Source organism: Catellatospora vulcania, assembly GCF_009720385.1.
Classification (GTDB): Bacteria; Actinomycetota; Actinomycetes; order Mycobacteriales; family Micromonosporaceae; genus Catellatospora; species Catellatospora vulcania.
On sequence record NZ_ML769301.1, the window covers coordinates 160,931 to 186,470 of the forward strand.

A 25,540-nucleotide genomic window follows, 5' to 3' on the forward strand; every position below is an offset into this window, starting at 1 on the left:
CATGACCATGACCCGGACGCCCGGCATCCTGCCCCGGATCCTCGACTACTCCGCCCGCGCCGACCCGTACCCGCTGTACGCCGAGCTGCGCAGGACCCCGGTAGCGCTGCAGGAGGACGGCAGCTACGTGATCAGCACCTACCGGGAGCTCACCGCGTTGCTGCACGACCCGCACCTGAGCTCCGACATCCGCAATCTGGCCCACCCGCTTCCGGGCGCAGGGCGGGAGGACAACCCGGCGTTCCTCAATCTCGATCCGCCCGAACACGACCGCATGCGGCGTATGGCGATGCGCCACTTCGGTCCCCCGCACACCCCGGGGCTGGTGGACGGCATGCGGCCCGACATGACCGCCGTCGTCAACGGCCTGATCGACGGCCTGCAAGGCAGGAAGCAGATCGACGTCGTGGATGACTTCGCCTACCCGTTCCCGGTCACCGTGATCTGCCACCTGCTCGGCGTGCCCCGCGAGGACGAACCACGATTCCACCAGTGGGTCGAAGCGCTCGTCGACGCCATCGACTACAACCCGGCCGTGGACCCTCCGGAGCGGTTGCAGAAAGGGATGCAGGCCAGGGCCGAACTGCGCCAGTATCTCGGCGGACTGGTGGAGGAACGCCACAGCCGGCCTGGCGACGACATCCTGTCGAAGCTGGCCACCGACGACGGCCCCGACGGCCGCATGACCGACGAGCAGATCATCAGCACCGCCAACCTGCTGCTCATCGCCGGCCACGAGACCACCGTCAACCTCATCACGAACGGCGTCCTCACCCTGCTGCGCCACCCGCAGATGCTGCAGCGGCTGCGCAACGAGCCAGGCCTGATCATCCGGCTGGTCGAGGAGCTGCTGCGCTACGAGCCACCCGTGCACATCATTCCGTGGCGCGCCGCGTACAGCGACATCACCATCGCCGACACCACCATCCCCAAGGGCTCGCAGATCATGCTCATGCTCGCTTCGGGCAGCCGCGATCCCGACCGCTTCCACGATCCCGACCGCTTCGACCCGGACCGCCAGGACAACCAGCACCTCGGCTTCGGCAGCGGCATCCACCTCTGCTTCGGTGGCCCGCTCGCCCGGTTGGAGGCGCAGATCGCGATCACCGAATTCGTCCGCCGCGTGGACAATCCCCGGCTGGTCGCCGACCCGCCACCGTACCGGCGCAGCCCGATCCTGCGCGGCCCACTTCACCTCCTCGTCGAGCAAGGTTGAGGGTCGTCGTCGGTTCGTTCGCGGGCATTTGCGGCATCGGCCTCGACCGGTTTCGGGCTGAGGCCGATGCCGCAGCGGACTACCAGTTGGCCTGGGTCGGGGGCGTCGGCAGGGCCACGCCCGGCTGTTTGATCACGTAGACGACGCCGCCGCTGGAGCGCAGCCATGCCGCTTCGAAATCGGCGCGTCCGACGGTCTTGCGTACCGCGGCGTTGGTCGCGGAGGCGGGATCGTTCAGGACCGGCTGCCCGGTCGCGGAGAAGCCGACCAGCACCAGCAGGTGTCCATTGGTCGAATAGGACAGTCCGGGGATCTCGTTCTTGCTGAACGACAACGACAGGACCAGCGGGATGCCCGCGGCGATGAACTTCTCGGCCTCGTTCAGCGAGCGCAGCCGCGTGACGAAGCCGTCCAGGCCGAACCGGCCCGCGTACGCGGTGTTGAACGGCCAGTTGCCGGTGCCGTCGTAGTTCAGGTCGTAGGTGCTGCGGGCGGCGTGGTCGACCCACGGGTCGGCGTAGCTCGGATTCACCCACGCGTAGTCGGCGGGAGTCGGGCCGGCGCCCCAGAACGCGACCACCATCGACGTCGAAGTGGGGCTGCACCAGGCCTCCCCGCCGCCGTTGTACTGCGGGTACTGCCCGGCGTGGATTTCCTGTGAGTATTGCGGCACGTTGAGCGTGACGCCCTGCGCCGCGCCGGGCACCGTGGGGGTGCCGGCTCCGGCGACGGCGGAGGCGACCGCGCCGAGGCTGCGCACCACCGGTGTGAGCGAGCCACCGGCCGGCCGGTACAGGGTCACCCGCGCTTGCCAGCTGGTCAGCGCGTGTCCCGCGGCCGCGGTCCAGGTGTCGATCGCGATGCCGCCGTCAGCGTCGGTCTGTCCCGGCACGGACGTGCGCTGCACGGTGGTGTCCTCCGCGGCCCAGCGGCCCATCACCTTCCACGCCGAGGTGTTGCCCGCGGCCGTCACGCCCCGCAGTTCCACCTGCACCCAGGTGGCGCCCGGCGTGTCAGCGGTCCAGGACGCGATCGCCTCGGTGGCGGGAAATCCGGTGGCCACCATGGGCGACGTCCAGCTCGCGTAGTCGTAGCTCGAGCCGAGGTAGGTGAACTGGCCCGCCGCGGACGCGATCCGCAGCGCGCCACCGGATGTCGCGGTGCCGAGGTGGGCGCCCGTGCCGAAATCGGCGTCCGAGGTCCAGCCCTGGTAGGCGATGTTGCGAGGACCGGGCGGCGGTGGCGGCTTCGCTGCCCACGCCGGTCCGGCGACCCCGGCCAGAGCGGTCGAGGCACCCGCCGCCAATGCCGACCGAATGACTGCCCTGCGCTCCATGAACTCTCCACTCACGATGGGAACCTTCAGCAAAGACTGCCGTGACGAAGACATCTTTCACAACGCCTGTTCGGTCTGTCATCTGACGACGCGGGTGATGGCACTGGTGGACATGCGCGCCGCGTGGAGCGACGCCGGTGCCCATGGTGTGGAGTCTGATGTCGCCCACGCCCTGCGCACCGGGCCGTTCGCAGTGGCTCTGGACGTCGCGGTCGAGGCCAGCGGGATGACATCGGCCGGCCGGCCACGCGGTTGCGCGAACGTGGGCTACGACTGTCCCGGGCGACATCGCCCCGCACCTGCCCGGCGGCAACCCGCCCGCGCCGGGTGAGATCAGCCTCAGCGCGACCGGCCTGCCCGGCGGGCTGAGCATCAACGAGACCACCGGGTCATCGCGGGGGCACCCACGACGTGGCAGAACGCCAACCCGACGGTCACCGTCACCGACGCCGCGGTCCGCACCGCGAAAGCGTCGTTCCACTGGTTCGTCCACCCGTCCTACTGAGCCACCTTCTCCCAGGTGGGCCCGGCAGGGTGACGATCTCACCCGGCCGGGCCGGACGGCGCGGTCGGCTTGTCAGGCGCAGGCGGTCAGGACGGCCTTCTCCGCGGTACGCATGGCGGGTGACTCGATCACGGCTTTGAGCTTCGCCTGCTCGCTGTCGGAGCCTTCGACGGCGACGATCGCCTGCTCCACCGCCAGCTGGTACGCGGAGATCTTCGCCTTGAGCTTCGGATCGCCGGTGAGTTCGACGGCGCCGGCCACGCCCACGTGCATGGTGGTGTAGACCGTGTTCAGGTCATTGGTCGCGTTGGCGAGCTGCTCCCGTGACAGCTCGCTCCGGTTGAGGATCGCCGCCAGCGGCGCGAGCCCGTTCAGGGCGTTCTGCCGGGCCGCCGCGACCGCCTCGCATGCCGGGGTGACGCCGGGTCGGGGGGTTCCCGCGGGCGCGGCGGAGCCGGTGGGCGGGGCTGCCACCGCGGTCGGGGTGGGGCTGGTCGGCACGCCCGCTCCGGCGGTCGGGCCGGGGCCGGTGGGCACGGCTGGTCCAGGGTAGGCGGCCTTGGGATCTCCGCTGCAGGCAGCCGTTCCGGCAAGGGTGAGGCCAACCAGGACTGTGCCGAGAACGCGGCGTACGTCAGGTCGCACGGAAGTTCCTTTCCGCCAGGCGGGGACAGGTCGGGTTCAGACGGCGAACGCGGCTTTGGCGGCCAGGCCGAAACCCATCAGGATGATGACCGATGCGGTCGCCTCCGCCGGCACGGTGAGCCGGCCGAGCCAGGCCCAGCGGTCGCGTGCCCGCAGGAGCAGCAGGCCTGCCGCGGTCAGCATGGCCGCCATGCCCAGGCCGTAGACGACGATCAGGATGATGCCGAACCAGAGCCGGCCCAGTGCCGCCGCGCCGAGCAGCACGACCAGCGCCGTGGGGCTGGGCACCAGGCCTCCGGCGATGCCGAGGGCGGCGAGGTTGCGGCGGCCACCGTGGTGGTGGTGATGGTGGTCGTGGTGGTGCGGCGTGCCGTGATGATGGGCGTGCCGGTGGCGCAGGCCGCTGACGAGGATGCCGACTCCCACGACGGTGATCAGGACGCCGCTGGCCACGCCGAGCCACCTGAGCACGGACTCGGCGGCCAGGCCCGCGAACGCGGTGGTGGCGACGCCGAGGATCAGTACGCCGGCGGTGTGGGTGAGCGTGACGGTGCCGCCGACGATGACCGCGTCTCGCCGCCGCCCCTGCCGACCGGCCAGGTACAGGGCCATCACGGTCTTGCCGTGTCCGGGCAGGGCCGCGTGCGCGGCGCCCAGCAGCGCCGCGAACAGTACGGCGAGCAGCAGGACCTGCGGAGACGGATCTCCGATGGCGCGGGACAGCCAGGCCTCACCGCGCTGCAGCCAGTCGCCCTGCGGCGCGGGGGCCGCGGTCTCGGTGGTTTCGGCGACTGCCTCTGCCACGGGCTGCAAGGTCAGTTGTGCCGACCGCTCATAGGGCGGCAGGGCCGAGGGCGGTGGCACCCCGGCGCCGGCCAGCACGATCTGGTTGGCGCCGACACGATCCGGCAGGTATCCGTTCACCACCGAGACCGATGACGACGCGTCCAGCTGAGCGGGGGCCGACAGTTTGCAGGTGACCCGGACGGTCTCCAGGCCCGCGGCGCCCTGCCGTTTCAGCTCCTGCGACTGGACGGTCCACCGCATGGGCGCCTGCCCGATGCGGGCCTCCAGCTTTCCGGCGAAGGCGGTGCAGTCCGGCGTGAGCTGCTTGGCGGCCACCTCACCGACGTCGAGCACCGCGACGACGTCGACGCGGTCGGCGTGCAGCGTCACTTCGACCAGCTGGTCGACCGAGAACGGGGTCAGTGGGTGGGCGGCGATGGCCGCGCCGAGCAGGATCGTGAGGATCACGAGACACACTCCGTGGGGGTTGTCGGCTCGGGCTCGACGGACGGTGGATGGTGGGTGCGGAGGCGCGCCGATCGTGCCGCGCCTCCGCACCCGGGCAGTTCACTTGCGTGTTCGGTCCGGTATGTCGCAGCGTCGCCGGTGTTCAGCTGATGCGGGTGACCTTTACCGCGTCGGCGATGACGTATCCGGTCCCGGCGGTCCAGCGGCTGACGCCCACCTTGTTGTCGTCTCCGGCCGCCAACTGGAAGTTGCCGAGGGAGACCCATTTGCCGCCGTTGGCACGCTGGTTGACGTTCACCACCTGGTTCCCGCTCGGCGTGACGACGATGTACGGGGTCGAGTCGTTGTAGCCGGCGTTGGCCGAATACCACACGGCGACCTGGTAGGTGCCCGTCGCCGGGATGTTCACCTTGTACCAGGCCGGGTCACTGGACGAGACCGGATCGGCGAAGCGGTAGTCCGCGCCGTAACGCTGGCTGGAATAGGTCGACGTCCCCCAGCTCGCGCTCGCGGTGAACCGGCCGGCGGTCGTGTTGTCGACGACCGTGCTCCACGCCGGGGGGATCAGGTTGATGTTGCTGAGGACGAACTGGTTCGCCGCGTCGGTCTTGTAGGTGTTGAGGAAGGGGGAGTAGGTCTTGACGTCCAGGGTCTTGGTGTTCGGGTCGACCGTCATGATGCGCAGGAAGCTGTTGGGGTCGCGCTGGGAGCTGTTCTGGTAGTCGGCCTGGATCTGGTGGACGGTGTTGCCCTTGGTGCCCTGCTGGGTGATGACACCGGCGTTGACGTAGTGGCCGGAGAACGTGAACCGGAAGTTGGCCTGCTTGCTGACCAGGTTGGTCCACAGGTTGTTGCCGTTGGTGTCCTTGGTGACACCGTTCTGGTAGGCGTGGGTGACCAGGATGGCGTTGTGGCTGGGGTGCGCGGCCACCACCGAATTCGCCCAGGTGATCTCGGCGGCGCTGGGCGCGTACTTCATCGCCACCACCAGCCAGTCCACGCCACCCGCGCTGAACGTGTGGTAGGTGTTGTCGTTCTGGTTGGCGGGGTAGGTCCCGCCGAACGACGGCAGCGCGGTGAAGGTCGACCGCGGGTAGTGGGTGTTGTACCTCGTCGTGGTGCGGGTCGTCGAGGCGGTGCCCGGGTCGAGGTCGTGGTTGCCCGGACCGATGATGTAGGGGACGTCGTCGGTGGGCAGGCCCATCGCGCTCTTGCTGTTGTTCCACTGGGCCAGCTGGTCGGAGTTGTCGACCACATCACCGACGTGCAGCACGTACTTGATGTTCCGGGCGGCCTGCTGGTCGTCCACCCACTGCATCTGCGCCCGGTACACCTCCGGCCAGTACTCGGATGCGTACTGGGTGTCCGGCAGCATCACGATGGTGAAGATCTCGGCGGCCACGGCCTGCGCGGGTGCCGCAGGGCCGGGTAGGGCCGTCGCCGTGAGCACGGCCAGGGTCGCGGCGAGCACACGGGTGGTCTTGGTGAGCCTCATTCCTTCCTTCCTTCTTCGGTCGGTGGAGCGTGGCACGGCGAGGCACCGGTATCCGTGACGGCCTTGCTCCGGGGGTCGGGACCGTTGCGGCACGTGGCGGGGAGGGCGGCTCCGCCCCACGAAGGCGGCGGAGACACCCTCCACATTGCACCGCTGAAGGAAGTTTCCGGGTAGTCACGTTAACGCGCAACTAATCTCTAATGAAGTATGTAGATTTGTTATCGGCGTCGTGCGGGATTCATGCCCTGCTCACCCGCGATCAAGGTGCCCGAGCGGTACGGCCTGGACCGACGTGAGTGGACGGTCGGGTCACCACCGGGCGATGAGCGGCGCGTCCGGTTCGCGCTGCCGCCAGCCGCCGGTGACGACGAGCCGGGTGAGGGCGGCGATGCGCTCCGGCGCGTCTTGGAATGTCGGCCGATGCCGGGAATCTGTTCCGTGCGTCGTGATGTCCTGCACGGCAGGCGGCGTGCCTGGCGCCGGTTTCACCAGTTCGGGAGCAATCGATGATCGGCAGACGGTCGGGAGCTGCGTGCCCGCGGGCTCGACGCGATCGACGGCACCCCGGTCCTGGACATCAAGCCCGTCATGCGCCAGTTCGTCCCCGCGAGACCCGGCAGCCCGCGTGGGCGGTCAGTCTGATGTCCGAATACGTCAGCGATCAGGTCCGCTTAAGGAGTTGCGGGGACGACGCGAAGCCCAGCCGCTCGTACACCGGCACCGCCCGGCGGCCGGAGTGGACCGTCAGGCGTACGGCCCCGAGGCGGGTCGCATGCGTCGAAGCAGCCTCCACGAGCGCGGAGCCGATCCCCTGGCCGCGGTGCTCCGCCATGACGAAGACGCTCTGGATGTCCGCGGAGAGCCGGCTGGCCGCGCCAGGCCTCGGGACGCGGGGGAGCAGTGCGACCCAGGCCATGCCGACGATCTCCGGTTCGGGAAGCCGGGCGACGAAAGCCAGGTGCGAGTCCCGGTGGGTGGCCCACCACTGCGCCAGCTCCGCTGCGAACGCGTCGGCGGATCGCGGCGCCGGCTCCTCCTGGAGGGTGTCCAGCCACAACAGCCGGGCCAGGCCTGCGACGTCGTCCGCATTCGCCTGACCGATCCGCACGAGGTGAGTCTGGCACGGTGGTGGCGTGCGGCAACCACCGGCTCGAACACCACCGGCCGGAGGTGTTCGAGCCGGCCGGACGCTGGGACGGCGGATCGGCCAGGTCGACCGCCCGGTCAGCCGGCGCGGCGGGAGCGGATCAGTGCCAGTCCGCCCAGCACCACGGCGATCAGGCCCGCGGCCAGTGCCGCGTACCCGCCGACTATGCCGTAGCCGGTGCCGGGTCCGCCCTTGGCGGACGCCACCACCAACCCGCCGACGGCCAAGCCGAGCAGCCCCGCCACCAGCGCCGTGAACGCGCCGACGGACCCGGATCCGGTGCCGATACGGCTGGCGGGCCGGGCCAGCGACAGCCCGCCGATGATCGCGCCGGCCAGCGCGGCCAGCGCGCCGACGGTGCCCACGAGGCGACCGGTCGTCAGGGTGTAGGCGTCGACGGCGCTCGGTTCGGTGGCCAGGTGGGCGGCCGCCGGTGCGGCGAGCCCGAATCCCCCGAGCGCGGCGGCTGCGGTCAGGGCGAGCACGAGCCGTGCTGACTTCCGGGCTGCTGAGGACCTCATGTACTTCTCCTGTTCGGCGTCTGTTCGGCGAAGGGGTGATGTCACCGATCCTGTCGCCGGGCTCGTCGCCGGTCGTCCGGCAGGCGCGGACTCTTCCCGCTGCCGCGGGCGGCGTATCCGGCTGCCGCGGGCGCAGCAGGCGCCGGGAAGGTACTGCGTGTGTGGTACCGACTGCTCGCCTGCGGGGAGGAGTCGGCCGCGGCGGGACCCGGCTATGGTGCGCTCATGCGCACTGGATGGTCGGGCATGCCGGCTCGCGTCACCGATGGGGCGATAGCCGTCGGCGTCGCGGCGTCGCTGCTGTCGGCGGGGCTGTCCGGTGGTCACCCCGCCGGGGGCGCCGGCCTGTTCGGCTGTGCGCTGTTGGTGGCCGGCGGCTTGGCGCTGGCCGCGCGCCGCCGGGCTCCGGTCGCGGTCCTGACCGTCACGGGGCTGTGCGCGGTGGGCTACCAGGCGCTCGGTTTCGACGTGCCGGCGGTGGCGTTCCTGTTCGCGGTGTACGCCGCGGTGCGGGCGGGCCACCGCCTCGTCACGGCCGCGGCGGCGGTGACGATGCTGGCGGCGCTGCCGCTCACGCTGCTGGCCCTGTCGCCGGACCTGGCTGTCGGTGACGTGCTCGCCCGGTCGCGCGGCGCGCTGGAGATCGCGTGGCTGGTCGCCGCGGGTGCCGCGGGGGAGGCGCTGCGGCAGGCCGAGCGGCGGGCCGACGAGGCAGAGCGCACCCGGGAGGAGACCGCGCGGCGGCGCGCCGACGAGCAGCGGCTGCACATCGCGCGGGAGTTGCACGACTCGCTCACCCACCAGATCTCGGTCATCAAGGTGCAGGCCGCGGTCGCCGTTCACCTGGCCCGTAAAAGAGGCGAGCAGGTGCCCGAGGCGCTGCTGGCGATCGAGCAGGCCGGGCGTGAGGCGGCCCGGGAGTTGCGGGAGACCCTGCAGGCGCTGCGGGAGGATGTCGATGTCCCGCCGCAGGGGCTCGACCAGGTCCCGGATCTGGTCGAGCGGGCTCGCACGAGCGGCCTTGACGCGACGTTGACGGTCGAGGGACGGCGGCACGACGTGCCGGCCGCGGTGGACCGGACCGCGTACCGGATCGTGCAGGAGTCGCTGACCAACATCGCCCGTCACGCCGGGGCCGCCACGGCGTCGGTCCGGATCGACTACCGTCCCGACGCCCTCGCGATCCGGGTGGACGACGACGGCGCAGCCACCCCGGACGCCGCCCCGACTCCCGGTGTCGGGCTGCTCGGGATGCGCGAACGGGTCACCGCCCTCGGCGGGCGCCTGCGCGCGCAACCGCGCAGCGAGGGTGGCTTCACCGTGCACGCCGAACTTCCGGTCCACCCGTCATGATCCGTGTCGTGCTCGTCGACGACCAGCCGCTGCTGCGCAGCGGATTCCGCGCGCTGCTCGATGCCGAGGACGACATCGAGGTGGTGGCCGAAGCCGCCGACGGGCAGCAGGGCCTGGCGCTGGTCAGGCAGCACGTGCCCGACGTCGCGCTCGTCGACGTCCAGATGCCGGTCATGGACGGCATCGAGGTCACCGGGCGCATCGCCGCGGACCCGGCCCTGGCCGGAGTGCACGTGGTCATCCTCACCAACTACGGCATCGACGAGTACGTGTTCGACGCGTTGCGGGCCGGTGCGGCCGGCTTCCTCGTCAAGGACGTCGAGCCCGAGGACTTCCTGCACGCCATGCGGGTCGCCGCGCGCGGTGACGCGCTGCTGGCGCCGTCGATCACCCGAAAGCTCATCGACCGGTATGTCACCGACCGGCCGCGCCCGGAGGCCGGCACGCAGCTGTCATGGCTCACCACCCGCGAGCGTGAGGCTGTCGTGCTGGTCGCTCGAGGCCTGTCCAACGACCAGATCGCCGAACGTATGGTGATCAGCCCGGTGACCGCCAAGACGCACGTCAACCGCGCCATGACCAAACTCCACGCCCACGACCGCGCCCAGCTCGTGGTCATCGCCTACGAATCCGGCCTGGTCACCCCGCGCGACAGCTGACCGGCACAGGGCCGGCTCCGCGCCCGAACGGCATCGACGGACCCCGAGGCCGTGTGCATCGCGCCACGAGTGCCACGCTGCTGCTGCTCGCCTCTTTCTCATGCAGTCGCATCTGGACCCCGACTCCGTGACCTCCGGTGGGGTGGCGAAGGTGGCGGCCCGCCGCTGGAGCATCTGGCACGGCCTCCGTACGGTCGCCGTCGTCGTCGCCATGATGGTGCTCGGCGAATACCTCTGCTGACCGGCCTCACGCCTCGAAGTCGATGTGCCCGTAGCCGAGGTTGCCGGCCTCGTCCGGCGCTCGCTCGGCGGCGGCGTCCGCCTCGGCGTCCCCGACCAGCGGACCGCCGAAGACGACGAGGTCGCCGGGCCGGGCCGGCTCCCCGCGCAGTGCGGGCGCGGCGATGCCGTCCCAGTCGACCTCCACCCTCGTCACCTGTTCGAGCTCGCCCATGAAGAACAGGTCGGAGAGGCTGCCGTCGTCGACGTCGCGCTCTTCGTCGGAGCTGAAGTCGTGACCGACGGGCTCGCCCGGCCCGGTGAACGTGATCCGCGGGTATCCCTCGACCTCGATGGCGAGGAACGGGTGCAGGTCGATCGACCGGGTGAGACTTCCGTGCTGGTAGACGTCGAGCGCCAGGTCCGCGCCGTACCAGCAGAGCAGGTACAGGTTCGCGCCGTCCGCGAGCTCCGTCGCCAGGTCTGCCTTGACCTCGTCGAGCGTGCCCCGGATGTAGTGGGCGTCCTTGCGGGCGCCGCCCGGGGCGACTCCGAAGCGCAGGTCGTAGAAGCTCTTCCGGCTCACGGCGGGCAGTGTACGGCCGAGGTCAGACGCCATCACCCGCCTGTCCGATCCGAGGGTCTTTCGGTACCGATTCGAGAAAGTGGCCGGCGCCATGATTGGGTGGTCGGCGGTCGGGGTATCCGCCCGAGGACTCCCCGGCCTTCGGTGGTGTCGTGGCGACCGTGGCAGGGTAGGGGTATGCGAGAAGAGATCACGACGATGCGGTCGCCCCATCCACCCACGTCTGATCCTTTGGCCGCGCACGTTCTCGCCGGCGCCGACGCCACCGAGCCGCACCCTGCCGGTGTGGCGAACGGGCGCGAAGGGCCGCCATGGGCCGAATTGCTGGACGGCTCCGATGAGATGATCTTCATGGTGGACCGTGCGGGTTTCGTCCGTGTCGCCAACGCCGCGGCCGTGCAGACCCTCGGCCTGGCGATCGGCCAGACCGTGACCATGCTGCCGATGGCCACCGTGCTGCAGGGACCTCCCGGCTCCTTTGAGCTCGACCTCGACGAACGCCGCCTGCGCGGACGCGGGGCGCCGATCGGCGAATGGACCTCCTGGTACGTGCGCGACGTCACCGACCAGGTCATGCGCGTCGACGCGCTGCTTGCCGAGCGGTGGCGCTCGGCGTTCCTGGCCGAGGCCGGTCGCAGGCTGGGATCCTGCCTCAACCGGGTCCGCGCGGCACGCACCACCGCGGTGCTGGCCGTGCCCGCGCTGGCCGACTGCGCCGTGGCGGTTCTCGACGACGAGCGGAACCTTGCCTGGTTCCGTGTCGACGTCGGCCCCGAGGAACGGACCGAATCCGCAGGCTCGCTGCTCCGCCGGACACTGCGGCCCGACAGCGCCCTGGACCAGGCCATGGCCGGCCTCAGCGTGCTGGACGATCCCCGGCTCGGCGACGACATCGGCGCACTGCTGGCACCAGGATTCGGCACGGTCGGCTCGGCGATGGTCGTCCCGCTGCCCGGCCACACCAGCCCGGCCGGGGCGCTGATCCTGGCCCGGCACGCGGGCCGCGCCCCGTTCGAAACGGTCGAAGTGCATCTGGTGCGCCAGTTCGCCGCCCGGGCGGGCGCGGCCATCAGCGCGGCCACCCTGTACTCCGCACAGGCCGACGCGGCCGAAGCCGTGCAGCGCAGCGTCGAACCGCCTGAGCTGCCTGCGGTGCCCGGCGTCGTACTCGGCGCCGCGTACCGCCCCGCGTGGGAACGGCTGCGCGTCGGCGGCGACTTCTACGACGTGCGCCAAGCCCCGGACGGCAGCGGCAACTGGCTGTTCGTGCTCGGCGACGTGTGCGGCAAGGGCATCGAGGCGGCGGTGCAGTCCGGCACCGCGCGGCAGAGCCTGCGTGCCCTCTGGCTGACCGAGCCCCGCCCGCTGCGGCTGCTCGAACTGCTCAACCAGGCGATGCTCACCGGCGCCGAGCCGACCATGGCGACCCTCGTCATCGGCACGATGACCGCCGGTCCCACCGCCGAGGTCGCCGTGACGCTCGTGACCGGCGGTCACGCGCCGCCCATGCTGATGCACGCCGACGGCCAGGTGACAGAGGTCGACCTTGGGGGCACGGCCATCGGGCTGATCGCCGACGCGCCGTTCGGGGAAGCCCGCCTCACGCTCCGGCCCGGCGAGACACTGGTCCTCTACACCGACGGTGTCACCGAGGCCCGGGGCCGGTCCGCCGACAACCCCCTCTTCGGCCCCGACCGGCTGGCAGCCGAGATCCAGGCGTACCGCGGCGCGCCTGCGGCCGTCATCGCCGAACGTGTCGCGCAGCGGGTCACCGACTGGGTCGGCGAGCGGCTCCAGGACGACATAGCGGTGCTCGTGATCCAGGCCGCGGGCCCATCGGACGCCGCAGGCAGCGCAAAGGACAGCCGCAGATGACCGCAGCCGTGTCCCCGGCAGACCGCGAACGGTACCTGGACCTCGTGGGCGACGGCGCGCAGACGCCTGCCATCGACTTCGCGCTCGGCCTCGCCGAACGCGGCGTGCCGCCTCGAGACGTCGTCCTGGACCTGGTCGCGCCGACCCAGGCGCGCATCGGAGAGCTGTGGGCGCGCAACGAATGGAGTGTCGCTCAGGAGCACGCGGCGACGCACGTCAGCGAACAGGTGGTCGCCGCGCTGGCCGCCCGCCACCGCCCGCCCGCCGGGCGAGGGGTGCTCGTGGTGGCGTGCGTGGACGGCGAGTGGCACGCCCTACCCGCCCGAATGTTCGCCGAGGTCGCCCGCTGGGACGGCTGGGATGTGCGCTTCCTGGGCGCCAGCGTTCCCGGACCGCACCTGATCTCCTACCTGCACCGGCACGGGCCCGACGTCGTCGCGGTCAGCTGCTCGGTGCCCACCCGGCTGGTCGCGGCCTATCGGGTCATCGAGGCGGCGCAGGCTGCCGGGATACCGGTGCTGGCCGGCGGCCGCGGGTTCGGCCCGGCAGCGCGCTGGGGTCTGCGGCTCGGGGCCGACCGCGTGGCCGCCGGCGCCGGGGAGGCGGTCGAGGTGCTGCGGTCCTGGCCGCTGCCCACCGTGACCGGGTTCGACCCGCTGCGGGAGTCGTTCGTCAGCGACGACGAGCACGTCCTGATCGCGAAGCGCAACACGCAGCTCGTCGCCGCTGCGATGGACGACCTGGCACAGCGGTTCCCCGCACTGGGCGGTTACACGGCGCACCAGCGGGAGGCCACCGAGTACGACCTCGGCCAGATCGTCGAATTCCTCTGCGCGGGGCTGTTCGTCGACGACCCCGAACTGTTCACCACGTTCCTGGACTGGCTTCGCGTCGTACTGGGCACCCGGGGTGTCCCGCCGTCGTCAGTGGACCTCGTGCTCGACGCTTACCAGCAGCAACTCTACGACTTTCCACGGGCGCGGGCCCACCTGGCCGCGGGCCGCCGGCGCAAGGCGGGCTGAGACCGCTCCGCATGCGCGCCGTGCCGCGCACCCGTCCGCTCAGTGCGCGCCACGGCGTGACCCTGCTCGGCGTCGCCGCCGGACGATGTATGTCGATGTGCCAGACATGTACATGTCTCTTGATACCTTCCGCGGGCCCATGCCCCGGCGGATCAGGAGACTCAGGTGGAGATCAGAAAGACGGCGACGGCAGGTCGTCTGGCCCTGGCGGCAGCGATCGTGGTGAGCGGGCTGTTGCTGCCCGCTGCTCCCGCGTACGCGCAGGCCGGAGCCATGACACAGCCGGTCGACGGCACGGTGACCGGCGTGCTGCCCAACAGGTGCGGCAGCACCGACAGCGACCACTACGGCGTGGACATCGCCGGCAACGGCGGCAAGGCCATCGGCGCCGCCTATCCCGGGACGGTGACCTTCGCCGGCTGGACCTCCGGTGGCGGCAACTCCGTCACCGTGTCCCACGCCGCCGGGTACGTCACCAGGTACCTGCACATGGTCCAGGCGCCCTCGGTCAGCGCCGGCCAGGCGGTGCAGCAGGGCCAGCTGCTCGGCTACGTCGGCAGCACCGGCAACTCGACCGGACCGCACCTGCACTTCGAGATCTGGCGCAACAGCGCGCTCTACGACATCAGCCCCGCCTACGCCTGCCACGGGACGGTCACCAAGGGCGCTGCCCTCAACCTGCCGTTCGCCGACCTGCCTGCCGTCGGCGCCGCCGTCGAACGCTTCGCCTTCGTCAACACGGCCGGCGTGCTGCACGTCAAGGACGGCCCCTACGCCGCATGGCAGGCCGTCAACGCCGGTGGGGCCACCAAGGCGGTGCTCAGCGGCAACTGGATCGGCTGGCTCCAGAACGGCACGTTCTACGCCAAGGACGGCATTCACGGTGGCGTGCTGACCATGGCGGGCGGAAGCCAGGTCCGTGACATCGCGGTCAGCGGTGACCGCTTCGCCTTCGTCAACACGGCCGGGGTCCTGTACGCCAAGGACGGCGCGTACTCGCCGTGGCGCGCGATGAACGCGGCAGGCGCCACGCGCGTCGAGCTCAGCGGCAACTGGATCACCTGGCTCCAGGACGGCACGTTCTTTGCCAAGGACGGCATCTACGGCGGCTGGCTGACCATGGCCGGCGGCAACCAGGTGCGCGACATCGCGGTCAGCGGTGACCGCTTCGCCTTCGTCAACACGGCCGGGGTTCTGTACGCCAAGGACGGCGCGTACGCGGCGTGGCAGGCCGTCAACGCGGGCGGCGCGAGCAGGGTGGCGCTGGGCGGCAACTGGATCGGGTGGGTCCAGGGCGGCAACTTCTACGTCAAGAACGGCGTCTACGGCGAGTGGCTGACCATGGCCGGCGGCGGGCAGGTGGGCGACATCGCGGTGACCGGCCAGGACTGGTTCGCGTTCGTCGGCAGCGGCGCCTACTACGCCAAGCAGGGCACCCACACGTCCTGGCTGACCATGGCAGGCGGCAGCCAGGTCACCGACATCGCCGTCACCGGCTGACCGCGGGCGGACCTGCTCGCCTGTGGACGCTGACCGGCGGTCCGCGTCCACAGGCGACTCACACGGAGACCAGTTCGCGTTCGGGCGCGCGGTCGGCGGCGGACAGGCAGTGGCAACCGCACTCGCACGTCGGCGTCGGCTCCTCGACCGGAGCGGCCGGGGCCGGCGCGGCAGGCGCCTGCTGGGAGGGGAGCTGTTCTGCGGCCAGCCGGTGGGTCAGCTGCTCGCCTTCGACGTCGACGTCGGGCAGGACCCGGTCGAGCCACCTCGGAAGCCACCAGGCGGCCTTGCCCAGCAGTGACAGGACGGCCGGGACGATGGTCATGCGGACGAGGAACGCGTCGACGGCGACGCCGACGGCCAGCGCGAAGCCGAGCGACTTGACGATGGTGTCGTCGGTGAGGATGAATCCGGCGAACACCGAGATCATGATGAGCGCGGCGGCGGTGACCACGCGGGCGCCGTGGCGGGTGCCGGTGATGATCGCGTCATCGGGGGAAGCGCCGTGCACGTACTCCTCCCGGGTGCGGGTGACGAGGAAGACCTCGTAGTCCATGGCGAGGCCGAACAGCACGCCGATGAGGAAGATCGGCATCACGCTGACGATCGGCCCGGTGGACTGCACCCCGAACAGGTCGGCCAGCCAGCCCCACTGGAAGACCGCGACGAGCGCGCCGAACGCGGCCGCGACGCTGATCAGGAACCCGATGGTGGCCTTCAGCGGCACCAGGACGCTGCGGAACACCAGCATGAGCAGCACGAACGCCAGGCCGACGACGATCGCCAGGTAGGGGATGAGGGCGGCGGTCAGCTTGTCGGACACGTCGATGTTGACGGCGGTGGCACCGGTGACGGCCAGGTCCGCGCCGGTGGACGAGGCCAGTGCCGGGGCGTGGTCGCGGATCGCCGCGACCAGGTCCTTGGTCGCCTGGGTGCTCGGGCCGCTTGCCGGGACGACCGTCAGCAGGGCCGTGTCGCGGGCGGGGTTGATCGTCGGCGGGGTGACCACGACGACGTCGGGCAGCCGGGAGACGGTCTGCCGTGCCTGCTCGGCGGCGGTGCCGACGTCACCGAGCGAGTCCTGGACGACCAGCAGCAGCGGGCCGTTGAACCCGGCGCCGAAACCGGAACTGAGCTGGTCGTACGCCTTGCGCTGGGTGGAGTCGGCGGCGGCGGTGCTGTCGTCGGGCAGCGCGAGGCGCAGGTCGAGCGCCGGCACGGCCATGACACCGGCCAGGCCGAGTGCCACCAGCAGCGCGGGCACGCGACGGCGGAGCACGCCGCGGGCCCACCTGCCGCCCATGGGCATGGTGCCGGGGGAGCGGTGGCGGCCGATGCCCTTGCGGTTGTCCTTGGTGAGGATCCTGGTCCCGGCGAAGCCCAGCAGCGCGGGCACCAGGCTGAGCGTGATCGCGACGGCGACCGCGACCGTGCCGGCGGCGGCCACGCCCATCGCGGTGAGGAACGGGATGCCGGTCACCGACAGCGCGACCAGCGCGATGATGACCGTGAGCCCGGCGAACACGACCGCGGAACCCGCGGTGCCCACAGCACGTCCGGCGGCCTGTTCGGGATCGTGCCCGTCGGCCAGTTCGTGCCGGAACCGGGAGACGACGAACAGCGCGTAGTCGATGGCCACGGCCAGGCCCAGCATGGTCGCCAGGGCGGAGGTGGAGGTCGACAGATCGAAGAACCCGGTGGCGATCTGGATGCCCGCCATGCCGAACCCGACACCCAGCAGCGCGGTCAGCAGCGGCAGTCCGGCCGCGACCAGCGACCCGAAGGTGATGAGCAGGATGAACGCGGCGACGGCGATGCCGATGGCCTCGGCGGCCCCGCCCGCAGACTGCTGCTGGGTGGCCGTGCCGCCGAACTCCACCCCCAGGCCGGCGTCCTCAGCCGTGCGCCCGGCGGCGTACAGGGCCTGCCGGTCGCCGTCGGTCAGGTCACCGGGCGCGACCGCGTAGGCCACCGACGCGAACGCGGTGCGCTGATCGGGGGACACGGTCTGGCTCTGGAACGGGTCGCCGACCTGCGCGACGTGTGGCGCGGCCCGCAGTGCCGAGACCGCCTCGGCGATCGCGGCCCGCTGGGCGGGATCGGTCAACCTCGCCTGGTCCCCGGCAGTGAACACCACCTGCGCTGAGGCGTCGTCCGCGCCGACCCCCATCTTCTCCCGCAGCACCGTGATGGCCTGCGATGACTCGGTGCCGGGGATGGTGAACGCATTGCTGGTCGGCCCGGACAGCGTCGCCGCGCCGACGCCCACGGCGGCGAGCAGCACCAGCCACAGGGCGGTCACCAGGCCGCGGCGGCGGAAGGAGAACCGGCCCAGCCGGTAGAGCAGGGTTGCCATGATCAGTTCCTTGCCACGTTCGGGGGTGCGGACCGCGATCGGGGTGGATCGCCCGCAAGCAGGAACAGTAGGAGCTGACTAAGCCGCTCGGCTAAGATTTGGTTAGTCGAGAGGTATACCCCACATTTGGTGGTCGCTCCACCGCCCGCACCGCATAATCGCAGCTCAAGGCCCCGCACTGACCGCCTGGCGCTGATCTGAGGAGGGCCGCCCGCGTTGAACACCGTGCCGCAGCGACGTCGCCGTGCCGGCCGTGAACAGCTGCTCGCCGCGGCGCTGCACCTGTTCGCCCGCGACGGGATCCAGGCCACGTCACTGCAGGACATCGCCAACGAGGCCGGGGTCACCAAGGCGGGGCTGTACTACCACTACAAGACCAAGGACGAGATCGTCCTCGACGTCCTCAAGCCCCTGCTCGACGCGCTGCCGGCCGTCACCCGCCGCGCCGAGGCCCACCGCACCCACACCGCGCGCGTCGACGAGGTTCTCGGCGGGCTCATCGAGATCGCACTGTACGAGCTCTCCGGCTTCGCCGTGCTGATGAACGACCCCTACCTCACCCGGCTGCTCAGCCAGCAGGCCTCCATGCGCCAGTGGTGGGACGACACCAGCACCCTGATCCTCGGGCCGGACCCGGACACCCAGTCGCGCACCGGCCTGGCGATGTTCATCAACGGGCTTTCCGGCACCAGCCGCGACCCGGTGATGGCGCTGCTCGACGACCGTACCCGGCGACAGCACCTGCTCGAATGCGGGCGACGCCTGTTGCGGGCAGGCGGCGGTCCCGGCGCCAGGGCCGCCGGCTGAAGCCGGGCCGCCCGAGTCACCGCACGCCGAGACCTCGATCAGACTCGAGCCAAGACCCGGGTGTGCCGCGACACCGGCGACCCGAGCCGGTTTGCCCCGAGCGGCTTCTGGCGACTACTGCTGTATGGACAGCAGCAACGTGGGCGCCGAAACCTCCGGCGAGGCGGTCGCGGCGAGCTCGCCGCCACGGCGCAGTACTCTGCGCCGACGATATCTGAGCCTGGGCATCGGCGAGCTGGCCGCCGCCACGGTCTTCGTCTTTCTGGCCGTCGCCACGATCGGCCCGCGGCTGCGAGACACCGGAGACCGGCTGGCGCTGGGTTCGGCGTTCCTCCCGCTGATCGCCATCCTGGTTCAGGCGGGCTTCTACTGGCTGCTGGCCCGACGCTGGGTCGGCCGCGCCGACATGCCCGAACCACTGGCGGTCCTGTACCGCGCACTGCGGCCGCTGAACCTCGCGCTGCTGGCGGCCGGGCTGGCCGGCGCCGTCCACTGGCTTCCCGACGGGCCGATCGCGGTGTCGCTCGTCGCGGGCGCCTGGCTGTTCGGCGTCGTCGAATACCTGAACTACTTCGTCGTACGGCTGGCCTACCCGCCGACGCGATGGCTGGCGGAGATCGGCCGGTGGCGCACGCCCCGGCTGATGCTCGACGTAGGTCGCTGACGCGGCGAGGCCGGCAGCGGCGCCGTACGCCCGGCGAGCCTCCGTTAAAGTGCACTCGGCTGCGACTGGCGCGGGTGGGTCACCACCGGGGAGCGGCGATCACCTCGATGACAGCGTCGACCGCCTGGGCCTGCATCCACCCGATCTGGTTGAGGAGACCACGAGTGGATCTGCGCTACGGCATCAATCCGCAGCAGGCCGCGGTCGCGGAGGCGGTCGCGGAGTCGTCTCCGGTCGCCGTCCTGAACGGCCGTCCCTCCTACGTCAACATGCTCGACGCGCTGAACAGCTGGCAGCTCGTCAGGGAAGCCGACCGGGCGCTCGGCCGGCCGGCCGCGGCGTCCTTCAAGCACGTGTCACCGGCCGGAGCCGCGGTCAGCGGACCCTTGGACGACTCCGTCGCCGAGCTGTACGGCCTGCGGGGATCCGCCGTCGGCGAGCTGGCCGGCGCGTACCTGCGGGCGCGCGACGCCGATCCGAAGTCCTCGTACGGCGATTTCGTCGCCGTCTCCCGGCCGGTGGACCGCGGCCTAGCGGAGCTGTTGACGGGCCTGGTCTGCGACGGGATCGTCGCCCCGGGCTACGAGGACGGCACGGTGGCGACCCTGAGCGGCAAGAAGAGGGGCAGTTTCCTGGTGCTGGAGGCCGATGCGTCCTTCGTCCCGCCCCGGTGGGAGAACCGCGAGGTCTTGGGGTGGGGGCTTCCGCTGGTGGGGGATCCGGTCGCGCTCCCCGCACAGCTGCCGCAGCGGGCCGACGGCGGCGTGCTGCCGCCGTCGGCCCGCGATGATCTGCTGCTGGGTCTGGCCGTGCTGCGCTACACCCAGTCGAACTCGGTCTGCTACGTCAAGGACGGCCAGACGCTCGGCATCGGTGCAGGCCAGCAGTCCCGGGTGGACTGCACCCGGCTCGCCGGCGCCAAGGTCGACACCTGGTGGCTGCGGCGGCATCCGGCGGTGCGATCGCTGTCGTTCACCGAGGGCACGCGCCTGCAGGACCGGATCAACTGGCAGATCCGGTTCATCGACAGTGAGCTGACCGACGACGAGCAGCGCAGGATGGGCGAGGCGCTCGCCGAGCCGCCTGGGACGGCGCTCACCGCCGAGGAACGTCGTCACTGGCAGGACCGGCTGTCCGGGGTGTCGTTCGCCTCCGACGGCGCCCTTCCCTTCCGGGACAACGTCGACCACGCGCGCAGACACGGCGTCAGCTACCTCGTCGAACCGGGCGGGTCCATCCGTTCCGGAGAGGTCGAGCAGGCCTGCCGGGACCACGGCATCGTCCTTGCCCGCACGGGGCTCCGGCTGTTTCACCACTAGGCTGCTCTGGAGCTGGGGAACACCGCCGGCGGGTCGATATATCGAGGGTGGGCGATCATCGCCCGCCGGCGACGTGCGGTTCGGTACCGTGGCACCATGACCACGGTGACGGCGAACGACGTGCGGGTGCTCGCGCGGTCACGGGAGGTCGATCCAGTCCTCGCCGTGGTCGACGGCGAGGTCGTGGTGATTCCCGAGGCCCAGCTCACGGAGGCGGACGTGGCGCTCTGCAGTCAGCAGAAGCTGGTCCGCGAGCTGGGCGATGAGATCAGCGACATCGAAGCCCAGCTCTTCGCCGGGCGACTGACAAACCTGTTCACCGAGTAGCACCCGGGGCGCGGTCAGATCGGGAAGCTGCCGCGGCGCCAGCGCCAGTGGCGGCCGGCCTTGAGGTGGTCGACGGCCGCCCGTTCGAGCACGGTACGGCGTGGCAGCTGGTCCAGCGGCGTGGTCAGGCTGCGGAACACGAACCGCAGCACCTCGACGTCGGCGTCCAGCCCTTCCGGCTCCTCGTAGGCCTCCAGCTCGAATCTGCGCTGGAACCGGGCGATGTTCGAGTCTGCGGGCAGGTACTCCAGCAGCTGCGGGTCGAGCAGCCAGGAGCCGCAGGAGAACGCCGTGTAGTGCTCGTCGGGAAAGTGGCGCGGGAAGAACGCGCGGGCCTCGTCGAGCGACGCCGTGATCGCGTCCGGGGCCAGCGGCCCTGACTCGGGGATGTGCAGGCTGATGGCGGTGTCGCCGCGGTGGTGCTGCAGCCGGCCCAGCTCGTAGAGGCCGCCGCGCGAGTGCAGCGTCAGCCAGCTCTGCATGACCGGCCAGCCCTCGCGGTCCATCCGCCGGTCGATCGCCAGGTTGCGACCAAGGTCGGCGAGGGTCGCCCAGGACACGGCATCGGCGATGCCGTGGTCGCGGTGGTACGCCAAAACGACGTCGACCAGGGCCAGGTACGCGTACACGTAGAGGTGCCGCCAGGCGGGGCCTCGCCCGCGCGGCAGCTCCGGGCCGGGCGACAGCCAGCCGTGCCCCCCGAGATCGGCGCGGACCAGGGCGATCGAGCGGTCGAGCAGCCACCGCAGCTCGGGAGTCCACAGCGGTGAGTCGGGGTCGGGCCAGCCCGCCATGATCTCGGCGGCGTCGTCCGATCGCACGGCGAGCCGGTCGAGGATCGCGGGCGCGTCGTCCTTGGCGGGCAGCGGAGCGGACGGCAGGTCGCCGGCCAGCCGGTGCACGCGCTCGACGTCTTCGACGGATACCCCGAGCCGGGCGGCGGTGTCGTCCAGATCCACGCCGACGATGCTACCGGCTGGGCGGTGGGCGCACGGCGGCCATGACTGGGTGCAGCTGATCGCGGGTGCGACCAAGCTTCGCACGTGAGTGCCCCCATCGGTGTTCCGGTGTTGAGGCGATTGTTGGTTGGTGAGCGTCTGCCGCGGCGGTCCGCCCGTATCACCGAGTGGGTCGTCGACGGCGGCCACTGGTTCTGCTGCGCCTTCTGAACTGTGTGGATGCATGGCGGGTCGGTGCCGCCATCGACCTGTGGGCATGTCTCACGGCGGTACGTCAATGTTGCAGTTTCGTAAAGTCGCAGCAGCGAACTTCGTGGTCGGCGGCGATGGAGCCATCGATGGGCGTCCAACCAAGATTTGGGAAGTTGTCGGACCCTGTTGGTTGGTGCGCCAGCTCACCGCGTCGCGGTGCGCGCAGCGATCGAGGATAGTCGATCGTGCCTGCCGGTGGGGCTGAGATGCCGTGATCGTGCGGTGACCGAGTGTTGCTAAACGTTTACCCGCATCGATGACCATCGTGTTTGACAACGTTGCCAGAACTAGCGATGGTGGGTTTCGCATTGCAGAAGTCAACCTGTGTGATCGGAGGAACCATGCGTTTTACCAGGCAAACAGCGGTGGCCCTGCTGGCCGTCGCTGCCCTGTTCTCCGCGACAGCGTGTTCGTCGAGTGACGACCCCGCGACGGCGGAGAAGGACGTCGAGGTCTTCACGTGGTGGGCCGACGGCGGCGAGAAGGCCGGCCTTGACGGGCTCGTGGCCCAGTTCGGCACCGCCTGCCCCGACTTCGCGTTCGTCAACGGCGCGGTGGCCGGCGGCGCCGGTTCCAATGCCAAGAGCGTGCTGGCCAGCCGCCTGCAGACCAACGACCCGCCGAGCACCTTCCAGGCCCACGCGGGCGCGGAGCTGTCGGACTACATCAACGCCGGCCAGGTCGAGGATATCTCGGCGGAGTACACCGAGTGGGGCCTGACCAGCGCGTTCCCCAAGGGTCTGATCGACAACATCACCGTCGACGGCAAGATCTACTCCGTGCCGGCCAACATCCACCGCGCCAACGTGCTGTGGAGCAACAAGACCGTCCTGGCCAAGGCGGGCATCACCGCCGACGCCACCACCCTGGACGCCTTCATCGCCGACCTGGACAAGCTCAAGGCCAAGGGCGTGGCCACGCCGCTGGCGCTGGGCAAGGACTGGACGCAGGTCATGCTCCTGGAGTCGGTGCTGATCAGCGACCTGGGCGCGGACAAGTTCACCGGCCTGTGGAACGGCTCGACGGACTGGAAGGGCGCCGACGTCACGGCGGCCATCGAGAAGTTCAAGAAGCTGCTGACCTACAGCAACGCCGACCGCGACACCTACGACTGGACCGACGCCGAGAAGCTCATCATGGACGGCAAGGCGGCCTACCAGCTCATGGGCGACTGGGAGGCGGCCGACCTCGACGCCAAGGGCTTCAAGGACTACGGCTACTCGGTCTTCCCGGGCAACACCGGCACCTTCCAGTGGCTGGCCGACGCGTTCGTGCTGCCCAAGGGCGCCAAGAACGTCGCGGGCACCAAGTGCTGGCTCAAGACCGTCGGCAGCGCCGAGGGCCAGAAGGCTTTCAACGTCAAGAAGGGCTCCATCCCGGCCCGCACCGACGTCAGCTCGGACGGCTTCCCGGCCTACCAGCAGGCCGCGATGACCAGCTGGAAGGGCGACAAGCAGGTGCCGTCCTGCGCCCACGGCTCGGCCTGCTCCCAGGGCCTGCAGGGCGCTATCGTCAGCGCCGCCGGCAAGTTCTCCACCGACGGTGACGTCGCCGCGCTGCAGAACGCGCTCGCCGCGGCCGCAGCGCAGTTCGCCGCGAAGAAGTAACGCCCCCGGCGGGGCCGCGGCTCGGCGCACTCACGCCGTGGCCGCGGCCCCGCCGAACACCCCTGTGCGAAGGAGCACCACCATGCGCAGCTGGAAGCGGCCGTGGCTATCCGGCCTGCTGCTGATCTCACCCTCGCTGATCCTGCTCGGCGTCCTGGTCTACGGGCTCATCGCCTGGACCGTCAACCTGTCCATGCAGGACCGGCACAACGCCCGCGAGTCCAAGGGGTTCGCCGGCCTGGACAACTACGTCAACCTGTTCACCGCCGACATCAACGACCGGTTCACGCACTCCCTGAAGAACCTGCTGGTCTTCACGATCGTGTTCATGGTCGGCACGCTGGTGATGGGCCTGATCTGGGCGCTGCTGCTGGAACGCGGCGCGCGGGCCGAGGGCGTCTTCCGGACCGCGTACCTGTTCCCGATGGCCGTCTCGTTCGTCGCGTCCGGCGTGGTGTGGCGCTGGCTGATGAACCCCGGGGAGGGCGACGACGCGGGCGGCCTCAACGCCGTCTTCGGCGGCCTGGGACTCGACTTCCTGCAGAACCCGTGGTGGACCGATCCGGACTGGGGTATGGCCGCGATGGCGGTGCCCGCGATCTGGCAGCTGTCCGGGTACGTGATGGCGCTGTTCCTGGCGGGTTTCCGCGGCATCCCCAACGAGCTGCGTGAGGCCGCCGCGATGGACGGCGCGAGCAACTTCCAGCTCTATCGCAGGGTGCTGTTCCCGCAGCTCACGCCGACCGTGCTGTCCGCGATGATCATCACCGGCCACATGTCGATGAAGATGTTCGACCTGATCATGTCGGTTTCCGGCGCCCAATGGATCACCGAGGTCCCCGCGGTCTACGTCTGGCAGACCCTGCTCACCAGCGACTACGCCAAGGCGGCCGCGATCTCGGTGTTCCTGCTCGTCGTCGTGGCGATCGTGGTCGTGCCCTACCTCATCCACGTCAACCGGGCGGAGAAGCGTTCATGACCAGCCAGACCATGACGCCCGACGAGGTCCGCAGCGGACCCGCCCCGGCGGCAGGCAACCGGAGGGCGAAGCCGTCACCCGTCGGACAGCTCGTGCGGCACGTGCTGCTGCTGCTGTTCCTGCTGATCGTGCTGATGCCGCTGTACGTCCTCGTCGTCACCAGCTTCAAGTCCGGCCGGGAGATCGGCGTCAACGGCCAGTGGAGCCTGCCCGAGGTGTGGACCTTCGCGTCCTGGGAGAAGGCGTGGACCGCGCTCGGACCCTCGTTCCTGCGCACCTTCCAGCTCGCCGTCCCGGTCGCGCTGATCTCCTCGATCATCGGCGCGGCCAACGGCTTCGTGCTGTCGCGCTGGCGGTTCCCCGGCGCCGACGTGGTGTTCACGCTGATCCTGTTCGGCATGTTCATCCCGTACCAGGCGGTCATGATCCCGCTGCGCGAGGTGGTGCAGTCCATCGGGCTGCCGAACGGCATCCCGACGCTGATCTTCGTCCACGTCGTCTACGGCATCCCGATCTGCACCCTGATCTTCCGCAACTACTACGCCACCACGGTGCCGGTGGAGCTGATCGAGGCCGGGCGTGTCGACGGCGCGGGACTGCTGCGCACGTTCCGGATGCTGATCCTGCCGCTGTCCGGGCCGGCCTTCGTCGTCACGGTCATCTGGCAGTTCACGTCGTCGTGGAACGACTACCTGTTCGCGATCTTCCTGTCCAACACCCGCAACGGCCCGATCACCATCGCCCTCAACGCGCTGGCCGGTGCGCAGTCACCGGACTACGCGGCGTCGATGGCCGGTGCGCTGATCACGTCGCTGCCCACCCTGCTGGTGTACGTCCTGCTGGGCAGGTGGTTCATCGGCGGCCTGATGGCCGGCGCGGTCAAGAGCTGAGGGGCGGCGCCGGGTCGGCGCCGCCCTCTTGCTTTTGCTGGAACATC

At 70.6% G+C, this 25,540-nt stretch carries 26 protein-coding genes and 1 riboswitch; of the genes, 16 read left to right on the top strand and 10 right to left on the bottom strand.

Translation table 11 applies throughout. From position 1 onward, the window contains the following. Position 1 precedes the first annotated feature (1 nt). Positions 2-1,216, top strand: coding sequence for a cytochrome P450 (locus tag F6W97_RS00775; RefSeq protein WP_155368120.1), 1,215 nt, complete (start codon positions 2-4; stop codon positions 1,214-1,216). A 79-nt stretch (positions 1,217-1,295) separates the two neighbouring features. Here F6W97_RS00775 and F6W97_RS00780 read toward each other — a convergent pair whose 3' ends face one another. Continuing rightward, entirely contained in the window at positions 1,296-2,552 is a 1,257-nt protein-coding gene (locus tag F6W97_RS00780) for a C39 family peptidase (RefSeq protein ID WP_155368121.1), read from the bottom strand. Between F6W97_RS00780 and F6W97_RS00785 the strand changes: the two genes are divergently transcribed. Further along, entirely contained in the window at positions 2,551-2,883 is a 333-nt protein-coding gene (locus F6W97_RS00785) for a hypothetical protein (protein ID WP_155368123.1), read from the top strand. The genes F6W97_RS00780 and F6W97_RS00785 overlap by 2 nt on opposite strands. 246 nt (positions 2,884-3,129) lie before the next feature. Here F6W97_RS00785 and F6W97_RS00790 read toward each other — a convergent pair whose 3' ends face one another. The 4 genes from F6W97_RS00790 to F6W97_RS00805 all read right to left on the bottom strand — a co-directional run bounded on the left by F6W97_RS00790 (position 3,130) and on the right by F6W97_RS00805 (position 6,910). After that, positions 3,130-3,594: a hypothetical protein gene (locus F6W97_RS00790; RefSeq protein WP_155368125.1), complete on the bottom strand. Its 465-nt coding sequence runs from the start codon at positions 3,592-3,594 to the stop codon at positions 3,130-3,132. 144 nt (positions 3,595-3,738) lie between these two features. After that, positions 3,739-4,956, bottom strand: a complete 1,218-nt coding sequence (locus F6W97_RS00795) for an urease accessory protein UreH domain-containing protein (protein WP_155368127.1) — start codon at positions 4,954-4,956, stop codon at positions 3,739-3,741. Positions 4,957-5,098: 142 nt separating this feature from the next. Then, a complete protein-coding gene (locus tag F6W97_RS00800) occupies positions 5,099-6,451 on the bottom strand; it encodes a golvesin C-terminal-like domain-containing protein (RefSeq protein WP_155368129.1) in 1,353 nt (450 codons plus the stop codon). Between the two features lie 309 nt (positions 6,452-6,760). After that, positions 6,761-6,910, bottom strand: a complete 150-nt coding sequence (locus tag F6W97_RS00805; RefSeq protein ID WP_155368130.1) for a hypothetical protein — start codon at positions 6,908-6,910, stop codon at positions 6,761-6,763. A gap of 93 nt (positions 6,911-7,003) precedes the next feature. On the opposite strand from F6W97_RS00805, the gene F6W97_RS00810 reads away from it, so the two are divergent. Continuing rightward, positions 7,004-7,093 (top strand): SAM-dependent methyltransferase, encoded by a 90-nt coding sequence (locus tag F6W97_RS00810; RefSeq protein ID WP_230686390.1) that lies wholly within the window; start codon positions 7,004-7,006, stop codon positions 7,091-7,093. A 19-nt stretch (positions 7,094-7,112) separates the two neighbouring features. Here the strand turns inward: F6W97_RS00810 and F6W97_RS00815 are convergent, their stop codons facing one another. Next, positions 7,113-7,559 carry a GNAT family N-acetyltransferase gene (locus F6W97_RS00815; protein ID WP_196278915.1) on the bottom strand — a complete coding sequence of 149 codons (447 nt, stop codon included), beginning with the start codon at positions 7,557-7,559 and terminating at the stop codon, positions 7,113-7,115. A gap of 116 nt (positions 7,560-7,675) precedes the next feature. Next, a complete protein-coding gene (locus F6W97_RS00820) occupies positions 7,676-8,119 on the bottom strand; it encodes a DUF6223 family protein (protein ID WP_155368132.1) in 444 nt (147 codons plus the stop codon). A gap of 225 nt (positions 8,120-8,344) precedes the next feature. On the opposite strand from F6W97_RS00820, the gene F6W97_RS00825 reads away from it, so the two are divergent. The 3 genes from F6W97_RS00825 (at position 8,345) to F6W97_RS00835 (ending at position 10,372) form a co-directional block, all read left to right on the top strand. Then, positions 8,345-9,472 carry a sensor histidine kinase gene (locus F6W97_RS00825; protein ID WP_155368134.1) on the top strand — a complete coding sequence of 376 codons (1,128 nt, stop codon included), beginning with the start codon at positions 8,345-8,347 and terminating at the stop codon, positions 9,470-9,472. Next, positions 9,469-10,131, top strand: coding sequence for a response regulator (locus F6W97_RS00830; protein WP_155368136.1), 663 nt, complete (start codon positions 9,469-9,471; stop codon positions 10,129-10,131). Before F6W97_RS00825 ends, F6W97_RS00830 begins: the two co-directional genes overlap by 4 nt. Positions 10,132-10,231: 100 nt before the next feature. After that, a complete protein-coding gene (locus F6W97_RS00835; protein ID WP_155368138.1) occupies positions 10,232-10,372 on the top strand; it encodes a hypothetical protein in 141 nt (46 codons plus the stop codon). A gap of 6 nt (positions 10,373-10,378) precedes the next feature. On the opposite strand, the gene F6W97_RS00840 is transcribed toward F6W97_RS00835, so the two are convergent. Beyond that, positions 10,379-10,936: a hypothetical protein gene (locus F6W97_RS00840; protein WP_155368139.1), complete on the bottom strand. Its 558-nt coding sequence runs from the start codon at positions 10,934-10,936 to the stop codon at positions 10,379-10,381. Positions 10,937-11,221: 285 nt separating this feature from the next. Here F6W97_RS00840 and F6W97_RS00845 point away from each other — a divergent pair, with 285 nt between their 5' ends. The 3 genes from F6W97_RS00845 (at position 11,222) to F6W97_RS00855 (ending at position 15,333) form a co-directional block, all read left to right on the top strand. Further along, positions 11,222-12,811 (top strand): SpoIIE family protein phosphatase, encoded by a 1,590-nt coding sequence (locus tag F6W97_RS00845; RefSeq protein WP_196278916.1) that lies wholly within the window; start codon positions 11,222-11,224, stop codon positions 12,809-12,811. Continuing rightward, complete coding sequence (locus F6W97_RS00850) at positions 12,808-13,833, top strand: cobalamin B12-binding domain-containing protein (RefSeq protein ID WP_155368143.1); 1,026 nt, start codon at positions 12,808-12,810, stop codon at positions 13,831-13,833. Before F6W97_RS00845 ends, F6W97_RS00850 begins: the two co-directional genes overlap by 4 nt. Positions 13,834-13,998: 165 nt before the next feature. Then, positions 13,999-15,333, top strand: coding sequence for a M23 family metallopeptidase (locus F6W97_RS00855; RefSeq protein WP_230686296.1), 1,335 nt, complete (start codon positions 13,999-14,001; stop codon positions 15,331-15,333). Between the two features lie 58 nt (positions 15,334-15,391). Here F6W97_RS00855 and F6W97_RS00860 read toward each other — a convergent pair whose 3' ends face one another. After that, positions 15,392-17,689, bottom strand: coding sequence for an MMPL family transporter (locus F6W97_RS00860; protein ID WP_155368144.1), 2,298 nt, complete (start codon positions 17,687-17,689; stop codon positions 15,392-15,394). Between the two features lie 225 nt (positions 17,690-17,914). Here F6W97_RS00860 and F6W97_RS00865 point away from each other — a divergent pair, with 225 nt between their 5' ends. From F6W97_RS00865 to F6W97_RS00880, 4 genes are all read left to right on the top strand, one after another. Next, positions 17,915-18,496, top strand: coding sequence for a TetR/AcrR family transcriptional regulator (locus tag F6W97_RS00865; protein ID WP_230686391.1), 582 nt, complete (start codon positions 17,915-17,917; stop codon positions 18,494-18,496). Positions 18,497-18,620: 124 nt separating this feature from the next. Beyond that, positions 18,621-19,160, top strand: coding sequence for a hypothetical protein (locus F6W97_RS00870; protein ID WP_230686297.1), 540 nt, complete (start codon positions 18,621-18,623; stop codon positions 19,158-19,160). Positions 19,161-19,211: 51 nt separating this feature from the next. Continuing rightward, positions 19,212-19,297: riboswitch (ZMP/ZTP riboswitch) on the top strand. Between the two features lie 27 nt (positions 19,298-19,324). Then, positions 19,325-20,479 carry a phosphoribosylaminoimidazolecarboxamide formyltransferase gene (locus tag F6W97_RS00875; RefSeq protein WP_155368148.1) on the top strand — a complete coding sequence of 385 codons (1,155 nt, stop codon included), beginning with the start codon at positions 19,325-19,327 and terminating at the stop codon, positions 20,477-20,479. A gap of 96 nt (positions 20,480-20,575) precedes the next feature. Then, complete coding sequence (locus F6W97_RS00880; protein ID WP_155368150.1) at positions 20,576-20,806, top strand: hypothetical protein; 231 nt, start codon at positions 20,576-20,578, stop codon at positions 20,804-20,806. A 14-nt stretch (positions 20,807-20,820) separates the two neighbouring features. On the opposite strand, the gene F6W97_RS00885 is transcribed toward F6W97_RS00880, so the two are convergent. After that, positions 20,821-21,765, bottom strand: coding sequence for an acyltransferase domain-containing protein (locus F6W97_RS00885; protein WP_155368151.1), 945 nt, complete (start codon positions 21,763-21,765; stop codon positions 20,821-20,823). Positions 21,766-22,358: 593 nt separating this feature from the next. On the opposite strand from F6W97_RS00885, the gene F6W97_RS00890 reads away from it, so the two are divergent. The 3 genes from F6W97_RS00890 to F6W97_RS00900 all read left to right on the top strand — a co-directional run bounded on the left by F6W97_RS00890 (position 22,359) and on the right by F6W97_RS00900 (position 25,493). After that, positions 22,359-23,624: an ABC transporter substrate-binding protein gene (locus F6W97_RS00890; RefSeq protein ID WP_155368153.1), complete on the top strand. Its 1,266-nt coding sequence runs from the start codon at positions 22,359-22,361 to the stop codon at positions 23,622-23,624. A 193-nt stretch (positions 23,625-23,817) separates the two neighbouring features. Next, a complete protein-coding gene (locus F6W97_RS00895; RefSeq protein ID WP_407924533.1) occupies positions 23,818-24,603 on the top strand; it encodes a carbohydrate ABC transporter permease in 786 nt (261 codons plus the stop codon). 11 nt (positions 24,604-24,614) lie between these two features. Next, positions 24,615-25,493 carry a carbohydrate ABC transporter permease gene (locus F6W97_RS00900; protein WP_407924534.1) on the top strand — a complete coding sequence of 293 codons (879 nt, stop codon included), beginning with the start codon at positions 24,615-24,617 and terminating at the stop codon, positions 25,491-25,493. Positions 25,494-25,540: the final 47 nt, after the last annotated feature.

Bases quoted from the DNA above. Each gene is read 5' to 3' on its own strand.
- F6W97_RS00880 (WP_155368150.1), top strand. From the start codon at position 20,576: ATGACCACGGTGACGGCGAACGACGTGCGGGTGCTCGCGCGGTCACGG.
- F6W97_RS00870 (WP_230686297.1), top strand. From the start codon at position 18,621: ATGGACAGCAGCAACGTGGGCGCCGAAACCTCCGGCGAGGCGGTCGCG.
- F6W97_RS00835 (WP_155368138.1), top strand. From the start codon at position 10,232: ATGCAGTCGCATCTGGACCCCGACTCCGTGACCTCCGGTGGGGTGGCG.
- F6W97_RS00890 (WP_155368153.1), top strand. From the start codon at position 22,359: ATGCGTTTTACCAGGCAAACAGCGGTGGCCCTGCTGGCCGTCGCTGCC.
- F6W97_RS00830 (WP_155368136.1), top strand. From the start codon at position 9,469: ATGATCCGTGTCGTGCTCGTCGACGACCAGCCGCTGCTGCGCAGCGGA.
- F6W97_RS00800 (WP_155368129.1), bottom strand. From the start codon at position 6,451: ATGAGGCTCACCAAGACCACCCGTGTGCTCGCCGCGACCCTGGCCGTG.
- F6W97_RS00860 (WP_155368144.1), bottom strand. From the start codon at position 17,689: ATGGCAACCCTGCTCTACCGGCTGGGCCGGTTCTCCTTCCGCCGCCGC.
- F6W97_RS00895 (WP_407924533.1), top strand. From the start codon at position 23,818: ATGCAGGACCGGCACAACGCCCGCGAGTCCAAGGGGTTCGCCGGCCTG.
- F6W97_RS00850 (WP_155368143.1), top strand. From the start codon at position 12,808: ATGACCGCAGCCGTGTCCCCGGCAGACCGCGAACGGTACCTGGACCTC.
- F6W97_RS00780 (WP_155368121.1), bottom strand. From the start codon at position 2,552: ATGGAGCGCAGGGCAGTCATTCGGTCGGCATTGGCGGCGGGTGCCTCG.
- F6W97_RS00900 (WP_407924534.1), top strand. From the start codon at position 24,615: ATGACGCCCGACGAGGTCCGCAGCGGACCCGCCCCGGCGGCAGGCAAC.
- F6W97_RS00775 (WP_155368120.1), top strand. From the start codon at position 2: ATGACCATGACCCGGACGCCCGGCATCCTGCCCCGGATCCTCGACTAC.
- F6W97_RS00820 (WP_155368132.1), bottom strand. From the start codon at position 8,119: ATGAGGTCCTCAGCAGCCCGGAAGTCAGCACGGCTCGTGCTCGCCCTG.
- F6W97_RS00785 (WP_155368123.1), top strand. From the start codon at position 2,551: ATGAACTCTCCACTCACGATGGGAACCTTCAGCAAAGACTGCCGTGAC.
- F6W97_RS00825 (WP_155368134.1), top strand. From the start codon at position 8,345: ATGCGCACTGGATGGTCGGGCATGCCGGCTCGCGTCACCGATGGGGCG.